The organism is Pantoea sp. SGAir0215, from assembly GCF_043543215.1.
On record NZ_CP028031.1, the window covers coordinates 952,040 to 976,715 of the forward strand.

Genomic DNA, 24,676 nt, shown 5'->3' on the forward strand with positions numbered 1-24,676 from the left:
CTGACGGCGCCGGGGCGCCATCCGGTTTAGCGCAGACGCTGCCCCTGCTCATCAAACAGCAGGCAGTGATCGGTCGACAGTCCCAGCCTGACCGCCGTCCCCAACTCACGTGGCTGAGCCTCACGTTCTTCTACCACCAACATCTGTTCAATGCCCACATCCAGATAAAGGTAGCTGGTATGGCCCAGCATTTCGGCAAAGGACAGCGTTCCGCTAAATTGCTGTGCAGATGGTGTGGCGGCAGCGGGCTGAATATGTTCAGGGCGAATGCCCAGCGTTACGCGCTGACCTTCATGGCAGGGCGCCTCAATCTTCAGTACCAGCTGCGTGATGGCCAGATCAGGGACGGTTAACTGCACTTCGCCCTGACGCGTCGCCGTAATCTCAGCCCGCAGGAAATTCATCTTCGGTGAGCCAATAAATCCGGCCACAAACAGGTTGTCGGGATCGCTGTACAGGCTCAGCGGCGCGCCCACCTGCTCAATCTTGCCTTTACGCAGCACGACGATGCGATCGGCCAGCGTCATTGCCTCAGACTGATCGTGAGTAACATAGATCATGGTATTGCCCAGTGAGGCATGCAGACGGGCGATTTCAATGCGCATCTGCAGACGCAGTTCGGCATCCAGGTTGGACAGCGGCTCATCAAACAGGAAAATGCGGGGATGACGAATGATGGCCCGGCCAATGGCGACGCGCTGGCGCTGACCACCGGACAGTGCGCGCGGCAGGCGGTCTAACAGTTCTGTCAGGTGTAAGCGCGCGGCGGTCTGTTCAATGGCCTGGGCAATCTCCGCTTTTGATTTCTTCATTACCTCTAACGGATACGCCAGATTGCCGCGCACGGTCATATTGGGATAGAGCGCGTAAGACTGAAAGACCATGGCAATGCCGCGTTCGGTGGCAGGCTGGCGGGTCATGTCTTTGTCGTCGATGAGCAGCTTTCCGTCAGTAATCTCTTCCAGTCCGGCGATCATGCGTAGCAGGGTGGATTTGCCACAGCCGGAAGGCCCGACAAACACAACAAACTCGCCGCTGTTTATGGTGAGATCGACCCCGTGAATCACCCCGATGTTGTCATAGGACTTCTTAACGTTCTGTAAGCGCAGGCTGGTCATAAGCTTCCCCTGATCAAAGTAACTGGCCCATATAGATGGCGTTGCTGCGCAGGATATGGCTGAATCCCAGGCGTTGATAAAACGCGCAAACCTGCTCATTTTGCAGGCTGACGCCAAGATGGACACCGCGCACACCCGCGTTGCGCAGGGCTGCCAGTTCATGTTCGATCATCCTGCGTCCCCAGCCGCCCGCCTGAACGGGCGGCAGAAGATTGATATGCAGATGGGCAGGCCACTGCGTCACCAGCGCCTGTGCGGCAGGCTCAGGCTGACGGATACTGTCAAGAATCTTGCTGTCGTAAGGGGCGACAGGTGTGCGATCGCGGTATTTCTCCTGCAGCCGGGGCCACCAGTCGCGTGCAAGCTGCGCTTCAAAGGCGACGGTATCCGGTGTGGCAACGACATATCCCATCACCTTACCCTCAACCTCCAGCACAAAGGCAAAATCCGGGGCAAAGCGTGCATAGGGCACGGCAAAGCGCTGCCCGGGATACTCAGGGTCGGAATAGCAGTGACTGGCATCTTTTCCAGCATTGGCCGTTTCCAGACAAATACGGTAGAGCGCGGGATAATCCGACGCGGTCGCCGGACGAATGACACCTTGATTCACCATCGTCATTTCTCACAGGTCAGTCATTGAACAATCTCACGTTAATGAAAGCTGACTTAGTTTTCAAGATGGAATAATTACCGTGCTGTCAGTGGGCTTCCCGTTATGCCCGCGCTCTGCCTGACCAGACCAGTCTCCGTGCGCCCTTGTGGCGTGCTACCGCAGGGCCTGCGCGGATTACCCGTTTAAATTAAAAGTTAAAAATGTGAGCGTCATAGGATTTTCATATTTTTTATCAGCAGGTTATTACGTCATTTTGGCGGTGGATTATTGTGCTGCTGCGGAAAAGATCAGCATGAATATTACGCTGCATTTCTTTTTATCACCCCGCGCTTATTCGGATAAGCGGGCTGCCAGGTTGATTTTTTGCGCAGGCTCACAACCTGGCAATTCCGCCGGCCCGGTGTTTGACTTTATTTTTTTATTAAAGTAACTATGGATGAGAAGGTGAGTTATGCGGCTTCAGTCTGCGGGAGTGCAGACCGTGTGAAGAAAGGATGCCCGTCCTCTATTGGAGAAAGTGAGCATGATGTCTGATTCCTCAGTTCGTTCGTTCCGTTTTCGCACGTCGGTTCGTAGCCTCCTGGCGGCGGGCTTGCTGATGGGCAGCGTTGCGCATGCCGACAGCAAAGTCACGCTGAATGAGTGGGATATCTATACGTATCCTCAGCAAACGGCGGCAGTCGATGAAGGCATTAAAGAATTCACTCAACAAAACCCCGGCATCGTCATTAATCGCTCCGTGCACTCTTTCGAAGATACCCGAATTCCACTGAAGCTGGCGTTAACCGCAGGTGAAGGGCCGCAGATCGCACAGGTGAACCAGGGCGGCGGCGATATGGGATCGCTGGTAAAAGACAAACTGCTGCTGCCGCTGGACAGCTATGCGGCCGAGTACGGCTGGACCAAACGCTTCCCGGACTCCATTCTGAAGCGTAACCGCTGGTCTGACAGTGGTCAGTTTGGCAGCGGTAAGCTGTACGGTGTTGCCAGCCTCGGTGAAATGGTCGGCCTGTATTACAACAAAGCGCTACTGGATAAAGCCGGTATTGCGGTGCCGAAAACCCTGAGCGAGCTGGAAGCCGCCATGGCAAAACTGAAGCAGCAGGGCACGCCGCCAATGATGTTAGGTCTGCTGGACGGCAATATGGGTCAGCAACTGCTCAGCACCTTGTGGGAAGCGCAGATTGAAAGTCACGATCGTAAAGCGCTGGATGACCTGATTTATGACGTGGGCGGCACGTTCAAAGATGAAAAGCTGATTAAGGCCGCCACGATGATGAAAGGCTGGGCCGATAAAGGTTACCTGTTCCCTGGCTATCAGGGCATTGGCCACGATGATGCCGCCACGCTGTTCCAGAACGGTCAGGCGGCTTTTCTGGTCAGCGGCACCTGGTATCTGGGCCAGTTTAAAGACAATAAAGATATTCACTTTGCCGCGATGCCGGCGGGTGAGGGTGTGAAGCAGCCGTTGATGGTCGGCGGGACTGACCTGGCCTTCTCGATGACCAGCATGGCAAAAACCAAAGCGCAGCAGGATGCCTCAGCCAAATTTATCAACTATATGGTGTCAGACAGCATGGCAAACCGCTGGCTGAGTGTGGGCTTCCTGCCCGCCAGCACCAGTAAAGACGCAAAAATCCCGGCCGACAATCCGCTCTTAGGCGAGGCCTATCAGGTCTGGCTGACGCTCAATGCCTATGACGGACTGGGTCACTATGTGGACTGGGCCACCCCGACGATGAACGCCGAACTCAATCAAAACGTACAGCTGCTGCTGGCGGGACGACTCACGGCGAATCAGATGGTCACTAACTTCGATAACAACTATCAGCGTTATATAAAAACCCTGAAACACTAAGCCGGGTGCCCGGCAGCATATCTGCCGGGCCTGAATGTCGATCTCACTACGACGAGTACGGTTATGTTGAATCAAAGCAGTTGGCGCAATTTTCTCTATCTTCTTCCAGCCGTGCTGGTTTATGGACTGTTTCTGTTATTGCCGCTGCTGGCGTCACTGGGAATCAGTTTTACCGAATGGGATGGCATATCCATGCCGGTTTTTGCCGGCGTCGCTAACTACCTGCGCATGTTCAGCGATCCGGTGTTCTGGATTGCGCTGGGCAACAACGCCATCCTGATGCTGTTTTATACGCTGCTGCCGATCAGCGTCGGACTCCTGCTATGCAGCTTTTTGTATGAAACCCGCAACAATACCGAGCGCAGCGTGCTGCGGATTCTGTTCTTCCTGCCCTATATCATGCCGATGGCGGTGCTGGGCGTGGTCTGGCGCTGGCTTTATAACCCGGCATTTGGCCCGATCGATCAGTTCCTGCGTGCTGTCGGTTTACCGCAGCTGGCAATGTCGTGGCTGGGGGATTTTACCTGGGCACTGCCTGCCGTGGGCATGGTGGCCACCTGGTACTTCTTTGGCTTCTGTCTGGTGCTGTTTATGGCGGGCCTGCAGCGTATGGACCCGTCCCTGCTGGAAGCGGCCGATCTGGATGGCTCGTCGCGGCGGCGTAAGTTTATGCGCATCACGCTGCCGGGCCTGCGCCCGGAGTTGCGTATCGCGCTGCTCCTGACAGTGATTGCCAGCTTAAAAGCCTTTGATCTGGTTTATGTGATGACCCAGGGCGGGCCGGGCACTTCCACGATGGTCACCAATATCTTTATGTATAAGCAGGGTTTTGATCTGCACTACTTCGGCTATGCCTCATCGGTCGCCGTATTCAGCATGGTGATTGTGCTAGGGATTAACTACCTGATTCATCTGGCCCTGAAGGAGCGTTACTGATGAAAAGCACTCCGGTTATTTCTCGTGCGCTCATCTGGGTCGTGGCGTTGCTGACCATCATGCCGTTTCTGATGGCGTTTATGACCTCATTTAAGACTCAGACAGAGCTGTTTCAGGGCGTGTTTACGCTGCCCGCGTCTCTGAATATCAAAAATTACGTGACCGCCTGGCAACAGGGGCATTTTAACGTTTACTTTATGAACTCCGTGCTGGTCGTGATTCCGGTGGTGCTGTGCAGTATTTTGCTGGGTATTCTGGCCGGATTTGGCTTTGCCATGCTGAAAATTCCCGGTAAAAAGCTGGTGGCGGCGATGCTGGCGCTGGGCATGGTATTACCAAGTGAAGCCTTTATCATTCCGCTGTATCACGAACTGCACTGGATGGGATTAACCAATACCACTCTGGCCCTGATCCTGCCGCAGATTGCGCTCTCGTTGCCCTTTACGACGCTGATGATTGCCAGCGCCTTCCAGCAGGTTCCGAAAGAGCTGGTTGAAGCGGCCGTGATGGATGGTGCGTCGCGCGTCAAAATCCTGTGGGGCATTTTAGTCCCGGCTATCTGGCCGACGATCTCCACGCTGGCCTTGCTGCTATTTATCTGGACGTGGAACGAATTTCTTATCCCGTTAATTCTGGTGAATAAAGACGAACTGCGTACCCTGCCGATTGGCATGATGTTTTTTCAGAATAAAAACACCATCGATATCCCGGTACTGATGGCAGGGGCGATGATCGTCATTATGCCGCTCATTCTGGTGTTCCTGTTCTTCCAGCGCAAATTCATCAGTGGCGTGACCGAAGGCGCGGTGAAATAACCCCACCAGGTCACACTTCACGACGGAGGCCGAAAAATGGATCTTTCTCTTGCTGATTTTCATCCGGCAGCGGACGGTGAAACGCCGGACACGCAGGCACTGCAACGCGCGATCGATCAGATTGCTGAAGCGGGCGGCGGTCGGCTGACGTTGCCACCGGGGCGTTATCGCAGTGGCAGCCTGAATCTGCCTTCCAATTTTGAGCTGCATCTGGCCGCCGGGGCGGTGCTGATTGCCAGCCGGCACCTGGCAGATTATCAGCAATGGAAGACGCTGAGCAGTGCTGAGAAATCGCATAACGTCCTGCTGTATGCGTTGGGGCAGCGCAATCTGACGATCAGTGGCAAAGGCCGTATAGAAGGCGACGCCGAAGCCTGGTTTGCGGCAGAGGCCGACGAACAGGGCTATCGCATGCCCAGGGCAGACAGACCGCGCATGATCGTCTTTGAGGACTGCGAGCAGGTGACGCTCAAGGACTTTACCCTGTTCCAGGCCCCAATGTGGACGGTGCACCTTGTCAGCTGCCGCCATGTACACATTGACCATCTGACCATTGATAACGCCATGACGCTGCCCAACACGGACGCGCTGGATATCGACAGCTGCGAGGCCGTGTTGATTAGCAACAGCTATTTCAGCGCCGCTGACGATGCGATTTGCATTAAAACGACCTTGAAGCCTGGCAGCCTGCGCCGTCCGGCCCGGCGCATCGCGATCAGCAACTGCCTGCTGCGCAGCGACAGCTGCGCGATTAAAATCGGCACGGAAACCTGGGATGACGTCGAAGATATTACCGTGACCGGCTGCAGCCTATTTGATTCCAACCGCGGCATTGGCATTGTCTCGCGGGACGGCGGTGCGATACGGCGCGTCCTGTTCAGTCACATCACCTTTCACTGTCACCATGTTGCCGCCTGCCACTGGGGCAAAGCCGATCCCCTGTTTATTTCTGTGCGCACGCGCGATCCGCAGGTGCCACCAGGGATCGTTGAACAGGTTCAGTTCAGCCATCTCAGCGGTGTGGCAGAAGGGGCGATCAACCTGCATGCGGCGCAGCCGGGTTGGATCCGCGACATCGTCATCAGCCAGCTACAGCTGCGTCAGACAGTCGCGCAGGGCGTACAGGGTCAGTTCGATGTTCGGCCGCCCTGTAATCCGGACTCACCGACCGGGATGGGGCTGGACAACGCGTACCGGGTCGATGTGACCACGGGCGAGGCGTACGGCGTGGAGCGCTATCCGGGCGGGCTGCCGGGCCTGTTCGCGCGCGGCGTTGAACATTTGCACCTGCATCACCTGGCGATTCAGCGGCCTGAGCCACTGCCGCCAGGCTGGCATCCGGACAGCGTAGTGCTGCTGGCGGAGTAACTTACAGCGCCGCTGCGATAGCGTCGCCCAGTTGCTGTGTATTGGCGCTGCCGCCCAGGTCGCGGGTTAAGTGCTCGCCTGCGGCCAGCGTGCGTTCGATGGCATCCAGCACGGCATCTCCTGCCGCCTTGTAGCCCAGATGCTCCAGCATCATCGCACCACACCAAATCTGACCAATCGGGTTCGCGATGTTTTTACCGGCGATATCGGGCGCGGAACCGTGTACCGGTTCAAACAGGCTGGGGAAGTTGCCTTCCGGGTTAATATTGGCGGACGGCGCGATGCCGATGGTGCCGGTACAGGCAGGGCCCAGATCTGACAAAATGTCGCCGAACAGATTGCTGGCCACCACGACATCAAACCAGTCGGGATGCAGAACAAAATTCGCGGTCAGAATATCAATATGATACTTGTCGACCTTAACGTCAGTATAATGCGCCTGCATTGCCTGAACGCGGTTGTCCCAGTAAGGCATGGTGATGGCGATGCCGTTTGATTTGGTGGCAGAGGTCAGGTGTTTTTTAGGCCGACGCTGCGCCAGGTCAAAGGCAAACTTCAGGATGCGGTCAACGCCCACCCGGGTCATCACGGTTTCCTGAATGACCACTTCTCGTTCTGTGCCGGGGAACATCGTGCCGCCGACGCTGGAGTACTCACCTTCCGTGTTTTCGCGCACGACGTAAAAGTCGATATCACCGGGATGCCGGTTGGCTAACGGCGCTTTCACGCCGGGCATCAGGCGGACCGGACGCAGGTTAACATACTGATCGAACTCACGACGGAACTGCAGTAACGACCCCCACAGAGAAACGTGATCCGGCACGATATCGGGCCAGCCGACCGCGCCAAAATAGATCGCATCAAAGGTTTTCAGCTCAGCAAACCAGTTATCAGGCAGCATTTTGCCATGCTGTTGCCAGTATTCCGCGCTGGCATAATCGAACCACGTCCACTGCAGCGGAATATTAAATTTCTCTGCTGCGGCATTCATCACGCGAATACCTTCTGGCATCACTTCCTTACCAATGCCGTCGCCGGGAATCACGGCGATACGATGAATTTTCTCTGTCACAGGGTACCTCTGAGGTTGATGTTGTAGGGGCCCGTCAGTGGGTGAAGGCTGTCGATATGCAGCTTGATTAATGATCGGGCATCGGCGCAGTATAACTCTCCACCTGAGGTAAATAATTAGCCTGGAAGTTAATCCCATGTTGAATCAAAGTAGAGAATCACGCACCTCCAGTGATGACTTAGTGTTCTTTCTGCGCGTCGCTTCTCTGGACAGCTTAACGGCGGCGGCGCGCGAGCTGGGATTATCGCTGGCGGCCGTCAGCAAACGATTAAGCCAGCTGGAGCAGCGGCTGGGCGTACAGTTACTGCGCCGCACCACGCGCAGGCTGGAGCTGACGCCGGAAGGGCGGCGCTATCTGGACGGTGCACGTCCGCTGCTGGAGCAACTGGCGGCACTGGAAGAGGCGGTCAGTGGTGAAACGACGCAGTTACGCGGCACGCTGAACATCAACGCCTCCTTCGGCTTTGGCCGTCGCCATATTGCACCCTGCGTGTCAGCTTTTGCCGCCCGCCATCCTCATCTGGCCCTCTCCCTGCAGCTCAGCAGCCAGCCGCTGAATTTTCTTGATGCGCATGTGGATATTGATATTCGCGTAGGCGAGCCGCCGGATTCGCGGCTGATCGCCCGTAAGCTGGTCCAGAATCCGCGTGTGCTGTGCTGCTCGCCAGGCTATGCGGCGAAGCACGGCCTGCCAGACAGTATCCGTGCGCTGGCGCAACATAACTGCATTTTACTCAGGCAACATGACAGCGACTTCGCTCTGTGGCGCTTAGTCAGCGGCGCTGAGAGCCTGAGCCAGAAGGTGCGCGGTAATCTGGTGACCAACGACGGGGAAGTGGCGATGCGCATGGCGCTGGATGGTCATGGTATTTTGCTGCGCTCATGGTGGGACGCAAAACACAGCATTGCGGCGGGGGAATTGCTGCATGTTCTGCCTGCCTGGCATGCGCCCGATGGCGATATTTTTGCCGTCTGGCAGGCGCAGCGGCAGCCGCCAGCACGCATCTCGGCGTTTGTGACTTTTCTGCAGGAAAATTTGCAGATGGATGCATCGTTAACGAATCTGTGAGGTTTTGAAAAATCGCCCTCAGTTATGCATTACCCGCCATAAAGTATTTACGGAACGCGTCGATACCAATCTTATGTGTCTGCGCCCGTTGCGCCGACCAACTCTGGGCACGCCTCAGGTCTGAGGCGCGGTGCAACCTCTGGTGGATGCGTACCTATGAATACAGATTTAACCCGCGTCGGGGAGGGGGTTTCCCCTCAGCGTATTGCGAAGCAGGCCGACAGGCTGATTGTTATGCTGTGCTGGGCCCTGGTAGTGATTTCCGCTATCGTCGGCAGTCTGTATCAGTCAACGTGGCTGGCCATAACCGTGGGTACCGCGCTGGCGCTGGTCGCCACGCTGGTGGGATGGCTGGCAAACGGAACGCTGTTTTCCCGACTCTGGCTGGCCTTCACGCTGATTGGGTTTGCGGGGCTGCTGATTCAGTTGGGCCGGGGCGAAACCGAGTTTCACTTTTCGGTGTTTGTTTTACTGTCGGTCTTGCTGGTTTACCGCGACAGCCGACCGCTTCTGATGGCAGCCGCGACGGGCGCGGTGCATCACCTGGTATTCAACTATCTGCAGGAGCACGATCGGTTTGGCATCGTGGTCTTTCACCATCCAGGTCTGGAGATGGTGCTGTTTCATTCACTGTTTGTGGTGGCGCAAACCGCGATGCTGGTGCTTATTGCCCGGCAGATGGCTGCGGATTTGCGCGCCTCCAGCGAAGTGGCGCAACTGGCTGCCCGCATTAACCGCGAGCCTGGTTGCCTGACGCTGTTTGCGGACAGTCAGCAGAGCGAAACGCCCTTTGCCCGCACCTTTAGTCAGACGCTGGGGACGATGCGCGGTACGTTAAATCAGGTCAGCCACGGCGTTGCGGAACTGCTGCAGGAATCAGACAGTATGCTGTCTCGTAATGCCGCGCTGTCACAGCGCACTGACGAGCAGGCGCAGGCGCTGGATGTTGCGACCAGTGCAATGTCACAAATCAGCGTGGCGGCAAGTCTTGCGCGGGACAAAGCGCAAACGGCCTGCGATCTGGCCCGGGAAACCCGCCAGGTCGCCAGTAAAGGCCAGGAGAATATTCAGCAGGCCATGCACTCAATGGCCCAGATTAATGTCGAGTCGGGGCGGGTAAAAACCATTCTTGAACTGATTGACGGCATTGCCTTCCAGACCAACATCCTGTCGCTGAACGCCTCGGTGGAAGCCGCACGAGCCGGTCAGGAAGGACGCGGATTCGCAGTCGTTGCCAGTGAGGTGCGTACCCTGGCGTTACGCTGTGAGAATGCGGCACGGGAAATCCGGCAACTGATGGATGCCTCCAGCTCCAGCGCCGGTCAGGGCACCGTTCAGGTTGACCAGGCCGCGCAAACCATGCAGGCCATTCACGTAAGTATCGACAGCCTGTCACAGCTGGTAAGTGAACTCTCTGAGATGAGTGTCCAGCAGAATCAGAGCATTGCGCAGATTCAGCAAAGTATTAGCAGTATCGATCACAGCGTGCAGCATAACGTCAAACATGTGACCGAAACGCTTCAGGTTGCGCAGCAGCAACGGCAGCAGGCAGGCGCGTTGCAGCAGGCGATTTCGCTGTTTCGTTTTAGCTGATTAAAGACAGGGGAACCATCCCGGGATGAGGTTCACAAGGGCAGGGGTTACGTTGGCTGGCTAAGTGGGCAGCCGCCGGCCTGCGGGTCCGTCAGGATGACGTCGTGATCCGCAGGACGACAGCGGCCCCAGGCCGTTAGCTGTCCACGCCTTTCACTAACAGTACACGGTAGTTGGCGCCTTTCAGGCGATGCTGTTTCGCCGCCTGGTATTCCGGACTGTCATACCAGGCATGCGCCGCCTCAGTCGTCGGGAACTCAATAATCACAACGCCCTCGGCTTCAGGCCCTTCCAGCGTTTCCAGTTCGCCATAGAACGCCAGCGGTTTGATGGGATGGTCACCCCGTGCTTTGCCCGCTTTTTCCGCGTAGGCAGCCATTTCATCCTGATTCAGGGTGTTATCACGAATAAATACGACATATGCACTCACTGTCTTTCTCCTCAGGCCTGCTTGTCTTGGGTTTGGGTATCAAAGTCCGATGCATCATGGCGTTCACGCAACTGGTCGGCGGGATCGCCCATCACGCGGTTAACTTTGCGACCACGCATTACAGCCGGACGTTGGGCGATCTCTTTGGCCCAGCGCACCACATTTTTATAGGACTGAAGATCCAGGAATTCGGCCGCGTTGTACTGGTTGTACAGCACCATGCTGCCGTACCACGGCCAGGTGGCGATATCAGCAATGGTGTAGTCATCACCGGCCAGATAGCGGTTATTGGCCAGCTGACGATCCAGAACGTCAAACTGACGTTTGGCTTCCAGTGAGAAGCGGTTAATGGCGTACTCAATTTTCTCTGGCGCGTAGTAATAGAAGTGACCAAAACCGCCGCCCAGATAAGGGGCAGAGCCTTGCAGCCAGAACAGCCAGTTCAGCGTCTCGGTGCGCTTCGCAATGTCTTTTGGCAGAAAATAACCGTATTTCTCTGCCAGATAGAGCAGGATATTACCGGATTCAAACACCCGAATCGGCGGCGTGGCAGAGTGGTCACTCAGGGCCGGGATTTTGGAATTCGGGTTGATATCAACAAAGCCGCTGGTGAACTGGTCGCCTTCGCCAATGTTAATCAGCCAGGCATCGTACTCCGCATCATTTACGTTCAGCGCCAGCAGCTCCTCCAGCAGAATGGTGACTTTCTGGCCGTTTGGCGTACCAAGGGAGTAAAGCTGCAAAGGATGTTTACCGACCGGCAGGGCTTTTTCATGCGTTGGGCCTGCGGTTGGGCGATTTGTTTTGGCGCCGTTACCTTTGGCTTCCGGGTCCCACTTCCAGACTTTAGCGGGCTGATAGTGTTGTTCAGACATGATGAGGTTCGCCTTTTTGTGTTTGGAGTGTCACGAGTGTAGCAGTTGCCAGCACGCCGGTTTAACCCTGGTGGCGGTGACTTTGTATCGCTTTACTACAATGCTTAAGGCAATTGACCGTCAGCCCTGTGTCTGTTTTCTCTGCCTAAATCACATTGATGACGGCTGAGCATTGCTATGCTAAAACGGTTTAGTAAAATTTAGCTATAGCTGAGCAGGAGATAACGATGACAGCGCGAGTCTGGTGTCTGGGTGACGCCGTGGTGGACCTGCTTCCGGACGGACCGGGGCATTTAATTCAGTGTGCAGGCGGCGCGCCCGCCAATGTGGCCGTCGGCATTGCCCGCTTGCAGGGCAAGAGCGGATTTATCGGCCGGGTCGGGGACGATCCCTTTGGCCATTTTATGCAGCAAACGCTGGCCAGTGAGCAGGTTGAGACGGCGTATATGACGCTGGACAGCGCGCATCGCACGTCAACGGTCGTGGTCGCGCTCGACCATGAGGGCGAACGCTCCTTTACCTTCATGGTCCGGCCCAGCGCAGACCTGTTTCTTGAACAAGGCGATCTGCCGCCGTTTCAGCCGGGCGAGTGGCTTCACTGCTGTTCCATTGCGCTGGCCGCCGAACCGTCCCGTTCCACGACCTTTACGGCGATGCAGCGGATTAGCGAAGCCGGGGGATATGTCAGCTTTGATCCCAACATTCGTCACGACCTGTGGCGCGATGACGCGCAGTTACGTGACTGTGTGAACCGCGCGCTGCAACAGGCAGATGTGGTCAAGCTGTCGGAGGAAGAGCTGGCCTTTCTGACCGAAGAGGCGCAGGGCGGTGACAGCCTGCAGATGCTGGCAGAACGCTATGCGATCAGTCTGCTGATGGTTACCCAGGGCAAAGCCGGCGTAAAAGTCTGGCACCAGGGCCAGCATTATCACTATCCCACGTTACCCGTGGTGAGCGTGGACACCACCGGTGCCGGTGACGCTTTTGTCGCGGGGTTATTGTGGGGACTGGCAGAAAAAGGCCTGCCCACCAATGAAACGGAGCTGGCGGCATGCTTAACCAGCGCTCAGCAATGTGGCGCACTGGCGACGACCGCCAAAGGCGCGATGACGGCGCTGCCCTATCGTCATCAGATTGCGGGCTAATGCCCACTGTCGCCGCGCTCAGGCCCGCCCGGCGGGCAGCAGAACCCATACGGGGCAGGTGACCGTTGGCGGAACGCCCAGATGCGCGCGTTCCGTCACCCTGGCGACCACGACGGATTACGCACCCGAACCTGCCCCCTTCTCCTGCCGTGTCATTTCACCGCGTTGCGCTGGCCTTATCAGGTTTCCGGCTGATTTGACTGACCTGTGACGGCTTCGACGTTGCCTGACCGCGCCCGCTTTGTCCTGCTTCGCCAGGCCCCCGACGCTACGTTATGCCCGAATGCGCTTTGCTGTGAGGCAGTTCACTCATTCGCCTTTCCCTGCTTTACAACCGTTGACCTGGCTCGTAATGTCATTTTTATGTGAGCGGATAACAATTTTACGCAGGAGAGTAACATGGCCCTGGAGAGAGATTCACTGGCTGCCGTACTGGCCCGGCGCGACTGGGAAAAACCTGGCATCAGCGAACGTAACCGGCTGGAAGCCCATCCCCCTTTTTGCAGCTGGCGCAGTGCAGAAGCAGCGCGTGAGAAGCATCAGTCAGGGCACGTCCAGTGTCTGAATGGCGAGTGGCAATTTGCTTATTTCACCGCGCCCGAGGCCGTACCGGAGAGCTGGCGGACGCAGGATCTGGCCGAGGCCGCGCCGATAGCCGTGCCGTCGGTATGGCAGATGCAGGGTTATGATGTTCCCATCTATACCAATGTCACCTATCCCATCCCGGTAAATCCCCCCTTCGTTCCCGCTGAAAACCCCACAGGATGTTATTCGCTCACATTTAATGTGGATGCCGGGTGGCTGGTGTCAGGACAAACCCGAGTGGTATTCGATGGTGTGAATTCAGCGTTTAATGTGTGGTGCAACGGCCGCTGGGTTGGCTATGGTCAGGACAGTCGTCTGCCCTCGGAATATGATCTGACGGAGTACCTGGTCAGGGGTGAAAACCGCCTTGCCGTCATGGTGTTACGCTGGAGCGATGGCAGCTACCTGGAAGATCAGGACATGTGGCGCATGAGCGGCATTTTCCGCGATGTCACCCTGCTGCACAAACCGGCCACCCATATCCGCGATCTGCGTATCCGCACACATTTCAATGACGATTTCAGCCGTGCCCGGCTGGATGCCGAGGTGCGCGTCGCCGGCACGCTGGATGACGACTTACAGGTGAGCATACAGCTCTTTGCAGGCACTGAATTGGTGGGGGACGCGACATCGCCACTGGGCAGTGCGATCGTTGACGAGCGCGGCGCCTGGAACGATCGGACAACGCTGTCCCTCCGCGTGAACAATCCTGCGCTCTGGAGCGCGGAAACGCCGCATCTCTATCGGGCGGTGGTGCAGTTGCACCGGGCGGACGGCACGCTGATTGAAGCGGAAGCCTGCGATGTGGGATTCCGTCACGTCAGTATTGAGAACGGCCTGTTGTTACTCAATGGCCAGCCACTGCTTATCCGCGGCACCAACCGTCATGAGCACCATCCTGTCCACGGCCAGGTGATGGATCGCGAAACAATGGTGCAGGACATTCTGCTGATGAAGCAGAATAACTTTAACGCCGTGCGCTGCTCCCATTATCCCAATCATCCTCTGTGGTACAGCTTGTGTGATTATTACGGGCTGTATGTGGTGGATGAAGCCAATATCGAAACCCACGGCATGGTGCCGATGAATCGCCTGAGTGACGATCCGGTCTGGCTGCCCGCGATGAGCCAGCGCGTTACGCGCATGGTGCAGCGTGACCGCAATCACCCCTGCATTATTATCTGGTCTCTGGGCAATGAATCAGGCCATGGTGCCAACCATGATGCGCTCTATCGCTGGCTGAAAAGCGAAGATCCGTCCCGTCCGGTGCAGTATGAGGGCGGCGGCGCCAACACGGCGGCCACTGACATTATTTGCCCGATGTATGCGCGCGTCGATCAGGACCAGCCGTTCCCGGCGGTGCCAAAATGGTCGATTAAGAAATGGCTGTCGATGCCGGGCGAGCAGCGGCCGCTGATTCTGTGTGAATACGCCCATGCGATGGGCAACAGCCTGGGCGGCTATGCGAAGTACTGGCAGGCCTTCCGTCAGTATCCCCGCCTGCAGGGCGGTTTTGTCTGGGACTGGGTCGATCAGTCTTTAATTCGGTACGATGAGAACGGCGAAGCCTGGTCCGCTTATGGCGGTGACTTTGGCGATACGCCCAACGACCGTCAGTTCTGCATGAACGGGCTGGTTTTTGCCGACCGGACGCCGCATCCGTCGCTGTATGAAGCGCGCCACGCACAGCAGTTCTTCCAGTTCAGCCTGCTGCCCGGCAGTGAGCGCACGCTGGAGGTCACCAGCGAATACCTGTTCCGCCATAGTGACAATGAAATTCTGCACTGGTCCGTGGCCCAGGACGGTAATCTGCTGGCGACAGGTGAGGTCACGCTCGACATCGCACCGCAGGGCCGTCAGCGCATCACCCTGCCCGCCATGCCACTGCCAGAATCCGCAGGGCAACTGTGGTTAACGGTGCGCGTAGAGCAGCCGCAACCTACCGCCTGGTCCGAAGCCGGACACATCAGTGCCTGGCAGCAGTGGCCGCTGGAGACGATTCTTGATATCGCGCCTGCGTCTGTGGCCGCCAGCGCCCCCGTGCTTGAGCGCAGCGAAGACCGCTTTAGCGTGATGGTGAATAACCAGCTCTGGGCGTTCAGTCGGGAGCAGGGCGTCCTGACGCAGTACTGGATTGATGAAAAAGCACAGTTACTGTCGCCGCTGACGGACCAGTTCACCCGCGCGCCACTGGATAACGATATCGGTGTCAGCGAGGCCACCCGTATCGATCCCAACGCCTGGGTTGAGCGCTGGAAAGCGGCGGGGCATTACCAGGCGGACGTTATCACCCTGCAGTGCAGCGCTGAAACGCTCACCGATGCCGTACTGATTACCACCGCGCATGCCTGGCAGTTCCAGGGCAAGACCCTGTTTGTCAGCCGCAAAACATACCGTATCGATGGCTTTGGTGAGATGCAGGTGACGGTCAATGTTGAGGTCGCCCGCGATACGCCGTATCCGGCCCGCATCGGGATGTGTTGCCAGTTAGCGGAGGTGGCTGATCGGGTGAACTGGTTAGGTCTGGGTCCCCATGAAAACTACCCGGATCGCCTGACCGCGGCCTGTTTTGATCGCTGGGATTTATCGCTGGACGACATGTACACGCCGTATGTCTTCCCCACCGAGAACGGCCTGCGCTGTGGCACGCGTGAACTGCGGTACGGTGTCCATCAGTGGCGCGGTGATTTTCAGTTCAACATCAGCCGCTACAGCCAGAAACAGCTGATGGACACCCGCCATCGCCACCTTTTGCAGCCTGAAGCAGGTACCTGGCTCAACATTGATGGCTTCCATATGGGCGTCGGCGGCGATGACTCCTGGAGTCCGTCGGTGTCCCCTGAATTCCTGCTTAGTGCCGGACGTTATGGCTACCAGTTTACCTGGGGGCAACAAAAGTAACTTAGCGGGCAGGCTCCGGCCTGCCTGACTCTCGCATAAGGAAGTCCGCTATGTACTATTTAAAAAATACTAACTTTTGGTTGTTTGGCCTTTTCTTCTTCTTTTACTTTTTCATCATGGGTGCCTATTTCCCGTTCTTCCCCATCTGGCTGCATGATATTAACCACATCAGCAAAGGGGACACCGGCATTATCTTCGCCAGCATTTCATTGTTTTCGTTACTGTTCCAGCCGCTGTTTGGGCTGCTGTCCGACAAACTCGGGCTGCGCAAACACCTGTTATGGGTGATCACCGGCATGCTGGTGATGTTCGCCCCTTTCTTTATTTATGTATTTGGCCCGCTCCTGCAGGTGAATATTCTGGCGGGTTCGGTTGTGGGCGGTATTTATCTGGGCTTTATCTACAATGCGGGGGCACCTGCAATTGAAGCTTATATTGAGAAAGTCAGTCGCCGCAGCCATTTTGAATTTGGCCGGGCCCGTATGTTTGGCTGCGTTGGCTGGGCACTGTGCGCCTCTATCGTCGGCATCATGTTCACCATTAATAACCAGTTTGTTTTCTGGTTAGGCTCTGGCTGTGCCGTGATCCTGGCGCTGCTGCTGTTCTTTTCACGCACCAGCAATTCCTCATCTGCCACGGTGGCGCAGGCCGTGGGGGCGAACCAGTCCGCGTTCAGTCTGAAGCTGGCACTGGAGCTGTTTAAGCAACCCAAACTGTGGTTTTTGTCGCTATATGTTGTGGGCGTTTCCTGTACATACGATGTATTTGATCAGCAGTTCGCCAACTTCTTTACCTCGTTCTTTACGTCGGGTGAGCAGGGCACGCGCGTCTTTGGTTACGTCACCACGCTGGGCGAATTACTGAACGCCTGCATCATGTTTTTTGCGCCGCTCATCGTTAACCGTATCGGCGGCAAAAATGCCTTGTTGCTGGCGGGCATGATCATGTCTGTGCGCATTATGGGCTCCTCTTTTGCCACCACGGCGGTGGAGGTGGTGATCCTGAAAACATTACATATGTTTGAGATCCCTTTCCTGATCGTCGGCTGTTTTAAATACATCACCAGCCAGTTTGAGGTGCGCTTCTCCGCCACGATTTATCTGGTGTGCTTCTGCTTCTTTAAGCAGTTAGCGATGATTTTTATGTCGGTACTGGCGGGCAATATGTACGAAAGCATTGGCTTCCAGGGCGCGTATCTGGTGCTGGGCTGTATTGCACTGGCCTTCACGCTGCTTTCCGTCTTCACGCTCAGCGGGCCAGGGCCGCTGACAGCGTTACGTCGGCAGCCTGTCTGACGCACAATTATCCCCTTAACACTGGGCAGGAGACTGCCCATTGCTTTGTCCGCGCTCCCCGCTTTTTGCCGCTTCCTTTCCCACCACATCGTGTCGTTTTGCGAACTGACTCACAATCATAAAAACGGTTTAGCAAATTGCTTTGCCTGGAAATCCGGCGATCAATATTATCCAAAACCTAAACCGGTTTAGCAAAATGACAACACCACGACCTGAACCTTTCTGGAATGGCAAAACGATGAGAAAAAAGAGACTTGCTGCAACCGTTGGATTGTTGCTCTGCGCAGGCCCGGCTCTGGCTGCGGAACCGAGCATGAGCAGTATCGAAGCCCGGCTGGCCGCGCTGGAAAAGCGCCTGCAGGCGGCTGAGCAGCGTGCTGACGCCGCCGAACGTCGCGCAAACGCCGCAGAAAAACAGGCCGCTTCAGCAGAAAAACAGGCCCAGCAGCTTGCCAGCGCACAACAGCAAACCCAGGCCACTGCCACCCAGGTGGAACAGCGCACGGCGAAACTGGAACAGAAGGCGAGTGATGACGGGGGCTTTGAATTTCACGGCTATGCGCGTTCTGGCTTATTAATGAACAGCTCGGCGGCCAAAACGCAGGGCGGCCCGACCGTGACGCCGGCAGGGGAAACCGGTGGGCATGTCGGGCGCTTAGGCAACGAACCGGATACCTATGTCGAACTGAATCTGGAACATAAGCAAACGCTGGAAAACGGGGCGACCACCCGCTTTAAAGCCATGCTGGCCGACGGTCAGCGGACCTATAACGACTGGACGGCCGCCAGTAGCGATCTCAACCTGCGGCAGGCGTTTGTGGAACTCGGTCAACTGCCCACCTTTACGGGCGCGTTCAAAGACACCACTGTCTGGGCGGGGAAACGCTTTGACCGCGACAATTTCGATATTCACTGGATCGACTCCGACGTCGTGTTCCTCGCCGGGACCGGTGCCGGTATTTACGACATGAAGTGGAGCGATCAGGCTCACAGCAACCTGTCGCTCTACGGGCGCACCTTTGGTGATATCGAAAACAACGATAACACCGCACAGAACTACATTCTGACAGCCAACAACTATTACGGCCCGTTCCAGCTGATGCTCAGCGGTATGCGCGCCAAAGACAATGACGATCGGCTGGACGTGAATGGCCTGAAAGTGAAAGGCGATGCTGCGAATACCGGTCTGCATGCCCTGGTGGGGCTGCACAACGACAGCTTTTATGGTCTGCGTGAAGGAACGGCGAAAACCGCGCTCTTGTATGGTCACGGCTTAGGTGCAGAGGTCAAAGCCATTGGGTCCGACGGCGCATTGCTGCCGGATGCGGATACCTGGCGTCTGGCCAGCTACGGGATCACCCCACTGGGCGGCGGCTGGCATATCGCTCCGGCGGTGCTGGCGCAGAGCAGTAAAGATCGTTACGTCAAAGGCGACAGCTATCAGTGGGCGACCGCCAACATGCGCCTGATTCAGGGGCTGACGGAGAATTTCGAAATGCAGTACGAAGCCACCTATCAATATATGGATCTGCGTCCGGAGGGCTTCAATCAGCGTAGCGCAGTGAGTGGTAACTTCTACAAACTGACCGTTGCGCCTACGTTGAAAGCCAGCAACGTAGGGGAATTCCTGAAACGTCCGGAAATTCGCCTTTTCGCCACCTGGATGGACTGGGATCACCGACTGGACAACTATGCGCGCGGCGATGCGTTTGGCAGCAGCGGCTTTGAAGCCGGCGGTGAATGGAACTTCGGCGTACAAATGGAAACCTGGTTCTGACCGGGCGGCCCTGTAGGGCCGTTTCAACCGGGTTGACAACATTACACGACAACACAGAGGTTTTTTATGGATTTTGTACAAATCTCCCGCGCATTACTGCCGCTGCTGGGAGGCAAAGAAAATATTGCCAGCGCAGCCCACTGCGCAACCCGGCTCCGGCTGGTGCTGGTCGAGGATGCCAAAGCGGATACCGCCGCAATTGGTAAAATCGACGGTGTGAAGGGCTGTTTCCGCAACGCGGGCCAGCTGCAGGTCATTTTTGGGACTGGCGTGGTCAACAAAGTCTATGCGGCTTTTGTGGCGGAAGCGGGCATCAGCGAGTCCAGTAAATCGGAAGCGGCCGACATTGCGGCCCGTAAGCTCAATCCCTTCCAGCGTATCGCCCGGTTGCTGTCGAATATTTTTGTCCCGATTATTCCGGCGATCGTTGCCTCCGGCCTGCTGATGGGCCTGCTGGGCATGGTCAAAACCTATGGCTGGGTTAACCCGGAAAACGCCCTGTATATCATGCTGGATATGTGCAGTTCGGCGGCGTTTATCATTCTGCCGATTCTGATTGGCTTTACGGCGGCCCGTGAGTTTGGTGGTAACCCGTTCTTAGGCGCTACGCTGGGCGGTATTCTGACGCATCCTGCGCTGACTAATGCCTGGGGCGTGGCGGCCGGTTTCCATACCATGAACTTCTTTGGTATCGAAGTGGCGATGATTGGCTACCAGGGCACGGTCTTTCCGGTCCTGCTGGCCGTGTGGTTTATGAGTCTGCTGGAAAAACAGCTGCGCCGCATCATCCCGGATGCTCTCGATCTGATCCTGACGCCCTTCCTGACGGTGATCATCTCTGGCTTTGTGGCACTGCTCATCATTGGCCCGGCCGGGCGCGCGTTGGGGGATGGTATCTCCTTTGTGCTCAGCACCCTGATTGCCCATGCAGGCTGGCTGGCCGGATTGCTGTTTGGCGGGCTGTATTCCGTTATCGTGATTACTGGTGTGCATCACAGTTTCCACGCGATTGAAGCTGGCTTGCTGGGTAACCCGTCTATCGGCGTCAATTTCCTGTTGCCGATATGGGCGATGGCTAACGTGGCACAGGGCGGCGCATGTCTGGCCGTGTGGTTCAAAACGCAGGATGCCAAAATCAAGGCGATTACTTTGCCCTCTGCGTTTTCTGCCTTGCTGGGCATTACCGAAGCGGCCATCTTTGGTATTAACCTGCGCTTCATGAAGCCCTTCATCGCCGGCCTGATCGGGGGAGCCATCGGCGGTGCCTGGGTGGTGTCGATGAAAGTGTATATGACGGCGGTGGGCCTGACGGGCTTACCCGGTATGGCGATCGTTCAGGCCAGTTCGCTGCTGAATTATATTATTGGTATGGTTATCGCCTTTAGCGTCGCCTTTGTGATCGCCTTCCTGCTGAAATACAAAACGGACTCTGAATGATGGCTAACAACACTCTGCTGCCCGCCATGCTGAAGGCGGTAATGAAAGGCCAGCCTAAAGCACGCGAGGACAGCCACTATCCGGGCTGGCACCTGGCACCGGTCACCGGGCTGCTTAACGATCCCAATGGGTTTATCCATTTCGACGGGCACTATCACCTGTTCTACCAGTGGAACGCCCTGGGCTGTGAGCATAAGCATAAATGCTGGGGCCACTGGCGCTCTGCGGATTTGCTGCACTGGTCGCATGAACCTGTCGCCTTGCTGCCAGACGAAGAGTATGACCGGAGCGGCTGCTATTCAGGCAGCGCGGTAGACGATAATGGCACCTTAACCCTGTGTTATACCGGCAACGTTAAGTTTGCCGACGGCTCCCGTACCGCCTGGCAGTGCCTGGCGGTGCAGAACCCTGACGGGGGATTCGATAAGCTGGGGCCGGTGCTTCCCCTGCCGGCGGGCTACACCGGCCATGTTCGTGATCCGAAAGTCTGGCGTCATGGCGCACACTGGTACATGGTGCTGGGCGCGCAGGACAAGCAGCTCAAGGGCAAAGTCCTGCTACTGCGCGGAAGCGATCTGCACCACTGGGAAAACCTCGGCGAAATTGCCGGTAGCGGTTTGGGTGGACTGGGCGAAGCCGGTTATATGTGGGAATGCCCGGACATGTTCACCCTGGGAGAATCGACGTTTTTGATCTGCTGTCCTCAGGGCATTGAACGGGAAGAGAAACGCTTTCTGAACAGCCATCCCTGCGCCTGTCTCAGCGGCACGCTGGATTATGAAAACGCCCGCTATACGCACGGGGGGTTCACTGAGCTGGATGCGGGGTTTGAATTCTATGCGCCGCAGACCACGCTGACCGAGGATGGCCGTCGGCTGCTGGTGGGCTGGATGGGCGTCCCGGACGGGGAGGAGATGCATCAGCCTACCGTGAAATTCGGCTGGATTCATCAAATGACCTGTATCCGGGAACTGAGCGCGCGCGACGGTAAACTGTACCAGCAACCGGTGGCGGAACTGCAGGCGTTGCGCGGCGAGACGCAGCGCTATCACGGCAACGCCAGTCAGGCTCCGTTACTCGCTGCACAACGGCTTGAGCTGATGCTGGAATCAGGCGGCGGGATCACGCTGGATTTCGCCGGTTCACTGCTGCTGACCTGGCATGCGGATGCATTGTGCCTGGCGCGCCGCAGTCTGGAAACCGGCGAATGGCTGTACCGCCACTGGAACGGGCGGGCGCACAAACTGCATATTTTGTGTGACCACTCCAGCGTAGAGATTTTTATCAATGACGGAGAAGGCGTGATGAGTAGCCGTTACTTTCCCACGCATCCGGCGGAGTTACGCCTGCGCGGTAGCGCAGAAGTCACGGCCTGCTACTGGTCGTTACGATCCTGCATGGTAGAATAAGCCCTTGTTTCCTTAACCGAAGCACCGTCGTGAAAAAAACAAAGCGCGTTACCATCAGTGATATCGCTGCGCTGGCCGGGGTGTCAAAAGCCACGGCCAGCCTGGTGCTTAACGGGCGCGGTAAAGAACTGCGCGTGGCGCAGGAAACGCGTGAACGCGTCATGGCCCTTGCTCAGCAACATCACTATCAGCCCAGCATCCACGCGCGTCTGCTGCGTGAAAATCGCAGCCATACGTTGGGGCTGGTGGTGCCTGAAATCACCAACTATGGTTTCGCCGTGTTTTCTCACGCGCTGGAAAACCTGTGCCGTGAAGCGGGTCTGCAACTGCTGATCTCCTGCACCGATGAAAATGCCAGTCAGGAAACCCTGGTGGTCAACAATCTGGTCTCGCGTCAGGTGGATGGTTTGATCGTCGCCTCCAGTCAGCAGAGCGACAGCGACTACCTGAAGCTGAGCGAGCAACTGCCGGTCGTGCTGTTTGACCGCCACGTAAATAACAGCAGTTTGCCGCTGGTGATAACGGATTCACTAACGCCAACTGCCGAGCTGGTAGAACGTCTGGCGCGCGCGCATCCTGATGAGGTTTATTTTCTGGGTGGGCAGCCGCGCCTGTCACCGACGAAAGATCGGCTGGCTGGCTTTATGCAGGGCCTGGCGCGGGCGGGCGTCACGCCGCGACCGGAATGGATTATCCAGGGCAACTACCACCCCAGCAGCGGCTATGAGATGTTTGCCGCGCTCTGTGCGCGGTTAGGCAGGCCGCCGAAAGCCGTGTTTACCGCCGCCTGTGGCTTACTGGAAGGGGTTTTGCGCTACATGAGCCAGCACCATTTGCTGGAGAGTGATATCCATATCGCCAGTTTCGACGATCACTATTTATATGACTCGCTGTCACTGCATATCGATACCGTAGAGCAGGATGTGCCGCGCCTGGCGCAGGAGTGCTTTTCGGTCATCACGCAAATGATTCAGGGGCAGGATCTGGCGGAGCGGCAGATCGTTTTGCCCGCCAGGCTGCGCTACCGCTCCTCGCTGGCGGGGTGATCCGGTTCAGCGGCAGGCCACAAGTGTGGTTCAGGTAACCGATCCCGTGCTGCTGCCACTCCGTTTCTGCATCAGGACCAGATTACGGACAGGGCTCACGAAACGGGGACGGCATCAGGCCGTGCTTCGCCATGTGGCCATCTGAACGTTTTTATGATGGCCGGTCGGGATTACTGACCACGCGATAACGTGCGGCTGTCGAGCCACTCAAAAAGTAGCATGCCTGCCAGCATCGCCAGGACAAAGACAATGCCTTTGAGCACGCCGCCGCCGAGCAGGACCAGCGCCGGGCCGGGGCAGATGCCCGCCAGTCCCCAGCCGATGCCAAACAGGGCCGCGCCGCTGATGAGCCGTTTATCCAGTGTGCGGTTGCCAGGCAGATAAAACGTTTCCTCAAAGACGGGCCGTTTGCGTCGGGAAGCCAGCCAGAACGTTACCAGCCCGGCGATAACCGCGCCGCCCATCACCAGCGCCAGAGAGGGATCCCAGGCGCGGGTAATGTCCAGAAAACCCAAAACCTTCGCCGGATTCGCCATGCCGCTGACGAGCAAGCCCGTGCCAAACAACAGTCCACTAAGCAGAGAAAATAAAACGACCATCGTGCCTCCTGATGTTTACCCGTGACCCATCATGCCGACGGTCAGCATGGCGGTTAACATAAAGACCAGTGTCGCCACCAGTGAGCGCGGCGACAGTCGCGATAAACCACAGACGCCGTGACCGCTGGTACAGCCCGAGCCCAGGCGCGCGCCCAGGCCCACCAGTAAGCCGGCCAGCACCAGGCGTCCCCATGAGGCGTCAATGTCGATAGCGGGCAGCGCGCTGAATAACTGAAACACCAGCGGTGACAACACCAGGCCCGCAATGAACGCGAACCGCCACGGCTTGTCAGCCGACTGACGTTTCAGCAGGCCGCCCAGAATGCCGCTGATACCGGCGATGCGGCCACAAAATAGCACTAACAGACCCGCCGCTGCGCCAATCAGCAGGCCACCTGCCAGACTCTGAATCGGCGTAAAATGGTCCAGATCGATATGCATTACCGTTGACTCCTTGTGATCTGCCAATGCGTGCTTTAAACACGCCCTGTTCCAGCTAGCGTTCACCGTCGCTCTCAGGTGAACGACCGCGATTGCGCTTTACCTGCAACGCCATGCGCCTCAGCGCAAATAACGTGGTCGCGCTGCGGTGGCCGGGCAATATCTTCTGCTGACGACTGTCACAGGCTATTTTCACACAGCTGACGAACTGTGCTTACCGGCTTTTAAAGCAGGATGACGGCATCTGCCGTCTTTATCAATCGGCTTCGTGTGAGGCACATAAAAGTTCTGTGC

The 24,676-nt window shown here is 57.0% G+C and carries 21 protein-coding genes; 14 read left to right on the forward strand and 7 right to left on the reverse strand.

The features are described 5' to 3' along the window. Positions 1–26: 26 nt before the first annotated feature. Positions 27–1,118 carry an ABC transporter ATP-binding protein gene (locus C1N64_RS04520; protein ID WP_033739035.1) on the reverse strand — a complete coding sequence of 364 codons (1,092 nt, stop codon included), beginning with the start codon at positions 1,116–1,118 and terminating at the stop codon, positions 27–29. Between the two features lie 13 nt (positions 1,119–1,131). Further along, positions 1,132–1,731 carry a GNAT family N-acetyltransferase gene (locus C1N64_RS04525; protein WP_058702346.1) on the reverse strand — a complete coding sequence of 200 codons (600 nt, stop codon included), beginning with the start codon at positions 1,729–1,731 and terminating at the stop codon, positions 1,132–1,134. A gap of 202 nt (positions 1,732–1,933) precedes the next feature. Between C1N64_RS04525 and C1N64_RS04530 the strand changes: the two genes are divergently transcribed. The 5 genes from C1N64_RS04530 to C1N64_RS04550 all read left to right on the forward strand — a co-directional run bounded on the left by C1N64_RS04530 (position 1,934) and on the right by C1N64_RS04550 (position 6,708). Further along, positions 1,934–2,161 carry a hypothetical protein gene (locus tag C1N64_RS04530; protein WP_152607470.1) on the forward strand — a complete coding sequence of 76 codons (228 nt, stop codon included), beginning with the start codon at positions 1,934–1,936 and terminating at the stop codon, positions 2,159–2,161. 96 nt (positions 2,162–2,257) lie between these two features. Continuing rightward, a complete protein-coding gene (locus C1N64_RS04535; protein WP_033739253.1) occupies positions 2,258–3,589 on the forward strand; it encodes an ABC transporter substrate-binding protein in 1,332 nt (443 codons plus the stop codon). 63 nt (positions 3,590–3,652) lie between these two features. Beyond that, the gene (locus tag C1N64_RS04540; RefSeq protein WP_033739042.1) at positions 3,653–4,525 is read left to right on the forward strand and encodes a carbohydrate ABC transporter permease; all 873 of its coding nucleotides are present in this window, start codon (positions 3,653–3,655) and stop codon (positions 4,523–4,525) included. Continuing rightward, entirely contained in the window at positions 4,525–5,340 is an 816-nt protein-coding gene (locus C1N64_RS04545; protein WP_039339038.1) for a carbohydrate ABC transporter permease, read from the forward strand. The genes C1N64_RS04540 and C1N64_RS04545 overlap by 1 nt, the downstream gene beginning before the upstream one ends. A 36-nt stretch (positions 5,341–5,376) precedes the next feature. Next, positions 5,377–6,708, forward strand: a complete 1,332-nt coding sequence (locus tag C1N64_RS04550; protein ID WP_033739046.1) for a glycoside hydrolase family 28 protein — start codon at positions 5,377–5,379, stop codon at positions 6,706–6,708. Between the two features lies 1 nt (position 6,709). Here the strand turns inward: C1N64_RS04550 and C1N64_RS04555 are convergent, their stop codons facing one another. Next, positions 6,710–7,780 (reverse strand): tartrate dehydrogenase, encoded by a 1,071-nt coding sequence (locus C1N64_RS04555; RefSeq protein WP_394515277.1) that lies wholly within the window; start codon positions 7,778–7,780, stop codon positions 6,710–6,712. Between the two features lie 136 nt (positions 7,781–7,916). Here C1N64_RS04555 and C1N64_RS04560 point away from each other — a divergent pair, with 136 nt between their 5' ends. Then, positions 7,917–8,849: a LysR family transcriptional regulator gene (locus C1N64_RS04560; RefSeq protein ID WP_054634645.1), complete on the forward strand. Its 933-nt coding sequence runs from the start codon at positions 7,917–7,919 to the stop codon at positions 8,847–8,849. Between the two features lie 156 nt (positions 8,850–9,005). Continuing rightward, positions 9,006–10,442 carry a methyl-accepting chemotaxis protein gene (locus C1N64_RS04565; protein WP_033739053.1) on the forward strand — a complete coding sequence of 479 codons (1,437 nt, stop codon included), beginning with the start codon at positions 9,006–9,008 and terminating at the stop codon, positions 10,440–10,442. Positions 10,443–10,578: 136 nt separating this feature from the next. On the opposite strand, the gene C1N64_RS04570 is transcribed toward C1N64_RS04565, so the two are convergent. Together C1N64_RS04570 and yghU are read right to left on the reverse strand one after the other, a co-directional pair. Beyond that, positions 10,579–10,872, reverse strand: coding sequence for a DUF1330 domain-containing protein (locus C1N64_RS04570; protein WP_006121667.1), 294 nt, complete (start codon positions 10,870–10,872; stop codon positions 10,579–10,581). Positions 10,873–10,883: 11 nt separating this feature from the next. Further along, positions 10,884–11,747, reverse strand: a complete 864-nt coding sequence (gene yghU, locus C1N64_RS04575) for a glutathione-dependent disulfide-bond oxidoreductase (protein WP_375124266.1) — start codon at positions 11,745–11,747, stop codon at positions 10,884–10,886. 227 nt (positions 11,748–11,974) lie between these two features. On the opposite strand from yghU, the gene C1N64_RS04580 reads away from it, so the two are divergent. From C1N64_RS04580 to C1N64_RS04610, 7 genes are all read left to right on the forward strand, one after another. After that, complete coding sequence (locus C1N64_RS04580; protein ID WP_058702349.1) at positions 11,975–12,892, forward strand: aminoimidazole riboside kinase; 918 nt, start codon at positions 11,975–11,977, stop codon at positions 12,890–12,892. Between the two features lie 399 nt (positions 12,893–13,291). Next, a complete protein-coding gene (locus C1N64_RS04585) occupies positions 13,292–16,378 on the forward strand; it encodes a beta-galactosidase (protein ID WP_375124267.1) in 3,087 nt (1,028 codons plus the stop codon). 50 nt (positions 16,379–16,428) lie between these two features. Continuing rightward, entirely contained in the window at positions 16,429–17,673 is a 1,245-nt protein-coding gene (locus tag C1N64_RS04590; protein ID WP_054688393.1) for an MFS transporter, read from the forward strand. A gap of 238 nt (positions 17,674–17,911) precedes the next feature. Continuing rightward, the gene (locus C1N64_RS04595) at positions 17,912–19,450 is read left to right on the forward strand and encodes a carbohydrate porin (protein WP_033739066.1); all 1,539 of its coding nucleotides are present in this window, start codon (positions 17,912–17,914) and stop codon (positions 19,448–19,450) included. Positions 19,451–19,516: 66 nt separating this feature from the next. Next, a complete protein-coding gene (locus C1N64_RS04600) occupies positions 19,517–20,887 on the forward strand; it encodes a sucrose-specific PTS transporter subunit IIBC (RefSeq protein ID WP_033739068.1) in 1,371 nt (456 codons plus the stop codon). Continuing rightward, positions 20,887–22,296 carry a sucrose-6-phosphate hydrolase gene (locus C1N64_RS04605; protein WP_185200091.1) on the forward strand — a complete coding sequence of 470 codons (1,410 nt, stop codon included), beginning with the start codon at positions 20,887–20,889 and terminating at the stop codon, positions 22,294–22,296. The genes C1N64_RS04600 and C1N64_RS04605 overlap by 1 nt, the downstream gene beginning before the upstream one ends. Before the next feature lie 29 nt (positions 22,297–22,325). After that, positions 22,326–23,342: a substrate-binding domain-containing protein gene (locus tag C1N64_RS04610; RefSeq protein WP_033739070.1), complete on the forward strand. Its 1,017-nt coding sequence runs from the start codon at positions 22,326–22,328 to the stop codon at positions 23,340–23,342. A 170-nt stretch (positions 23,343–23,512) separates the two neighbouring features. Here the strand turns inward: C1N64_RS04610 and C1N64_RS04615 are convergent, their stop codons facing one another. After that, positions 23,513–23,941 carry a DUF6691 family protein gene (locus C1N64_RS04615; protein ID WP_039339027.1) on the reverse strand — a complete coding sequence of 143 codons (429 nt, stop codon included), beginning with the start codon at positions 23,939–23,941 and terminating at the stop codon, positions 23,513–23,515. 15 nt (positions 23,942–23,956) lie between these two features. Next, on the reverse strand, positions 23,957–24,382 hold the full coding sequence (locus tag C1N64_RS04620) for a YeeE/YedE family protein (protein ID WP_033739072.1): 426 nt from the start codon (positions 24,380–24,382) through the stop codon (positions 23,957–23,959). Positions 24,383–24,676 lie beyond the last annotated feature (294 nt).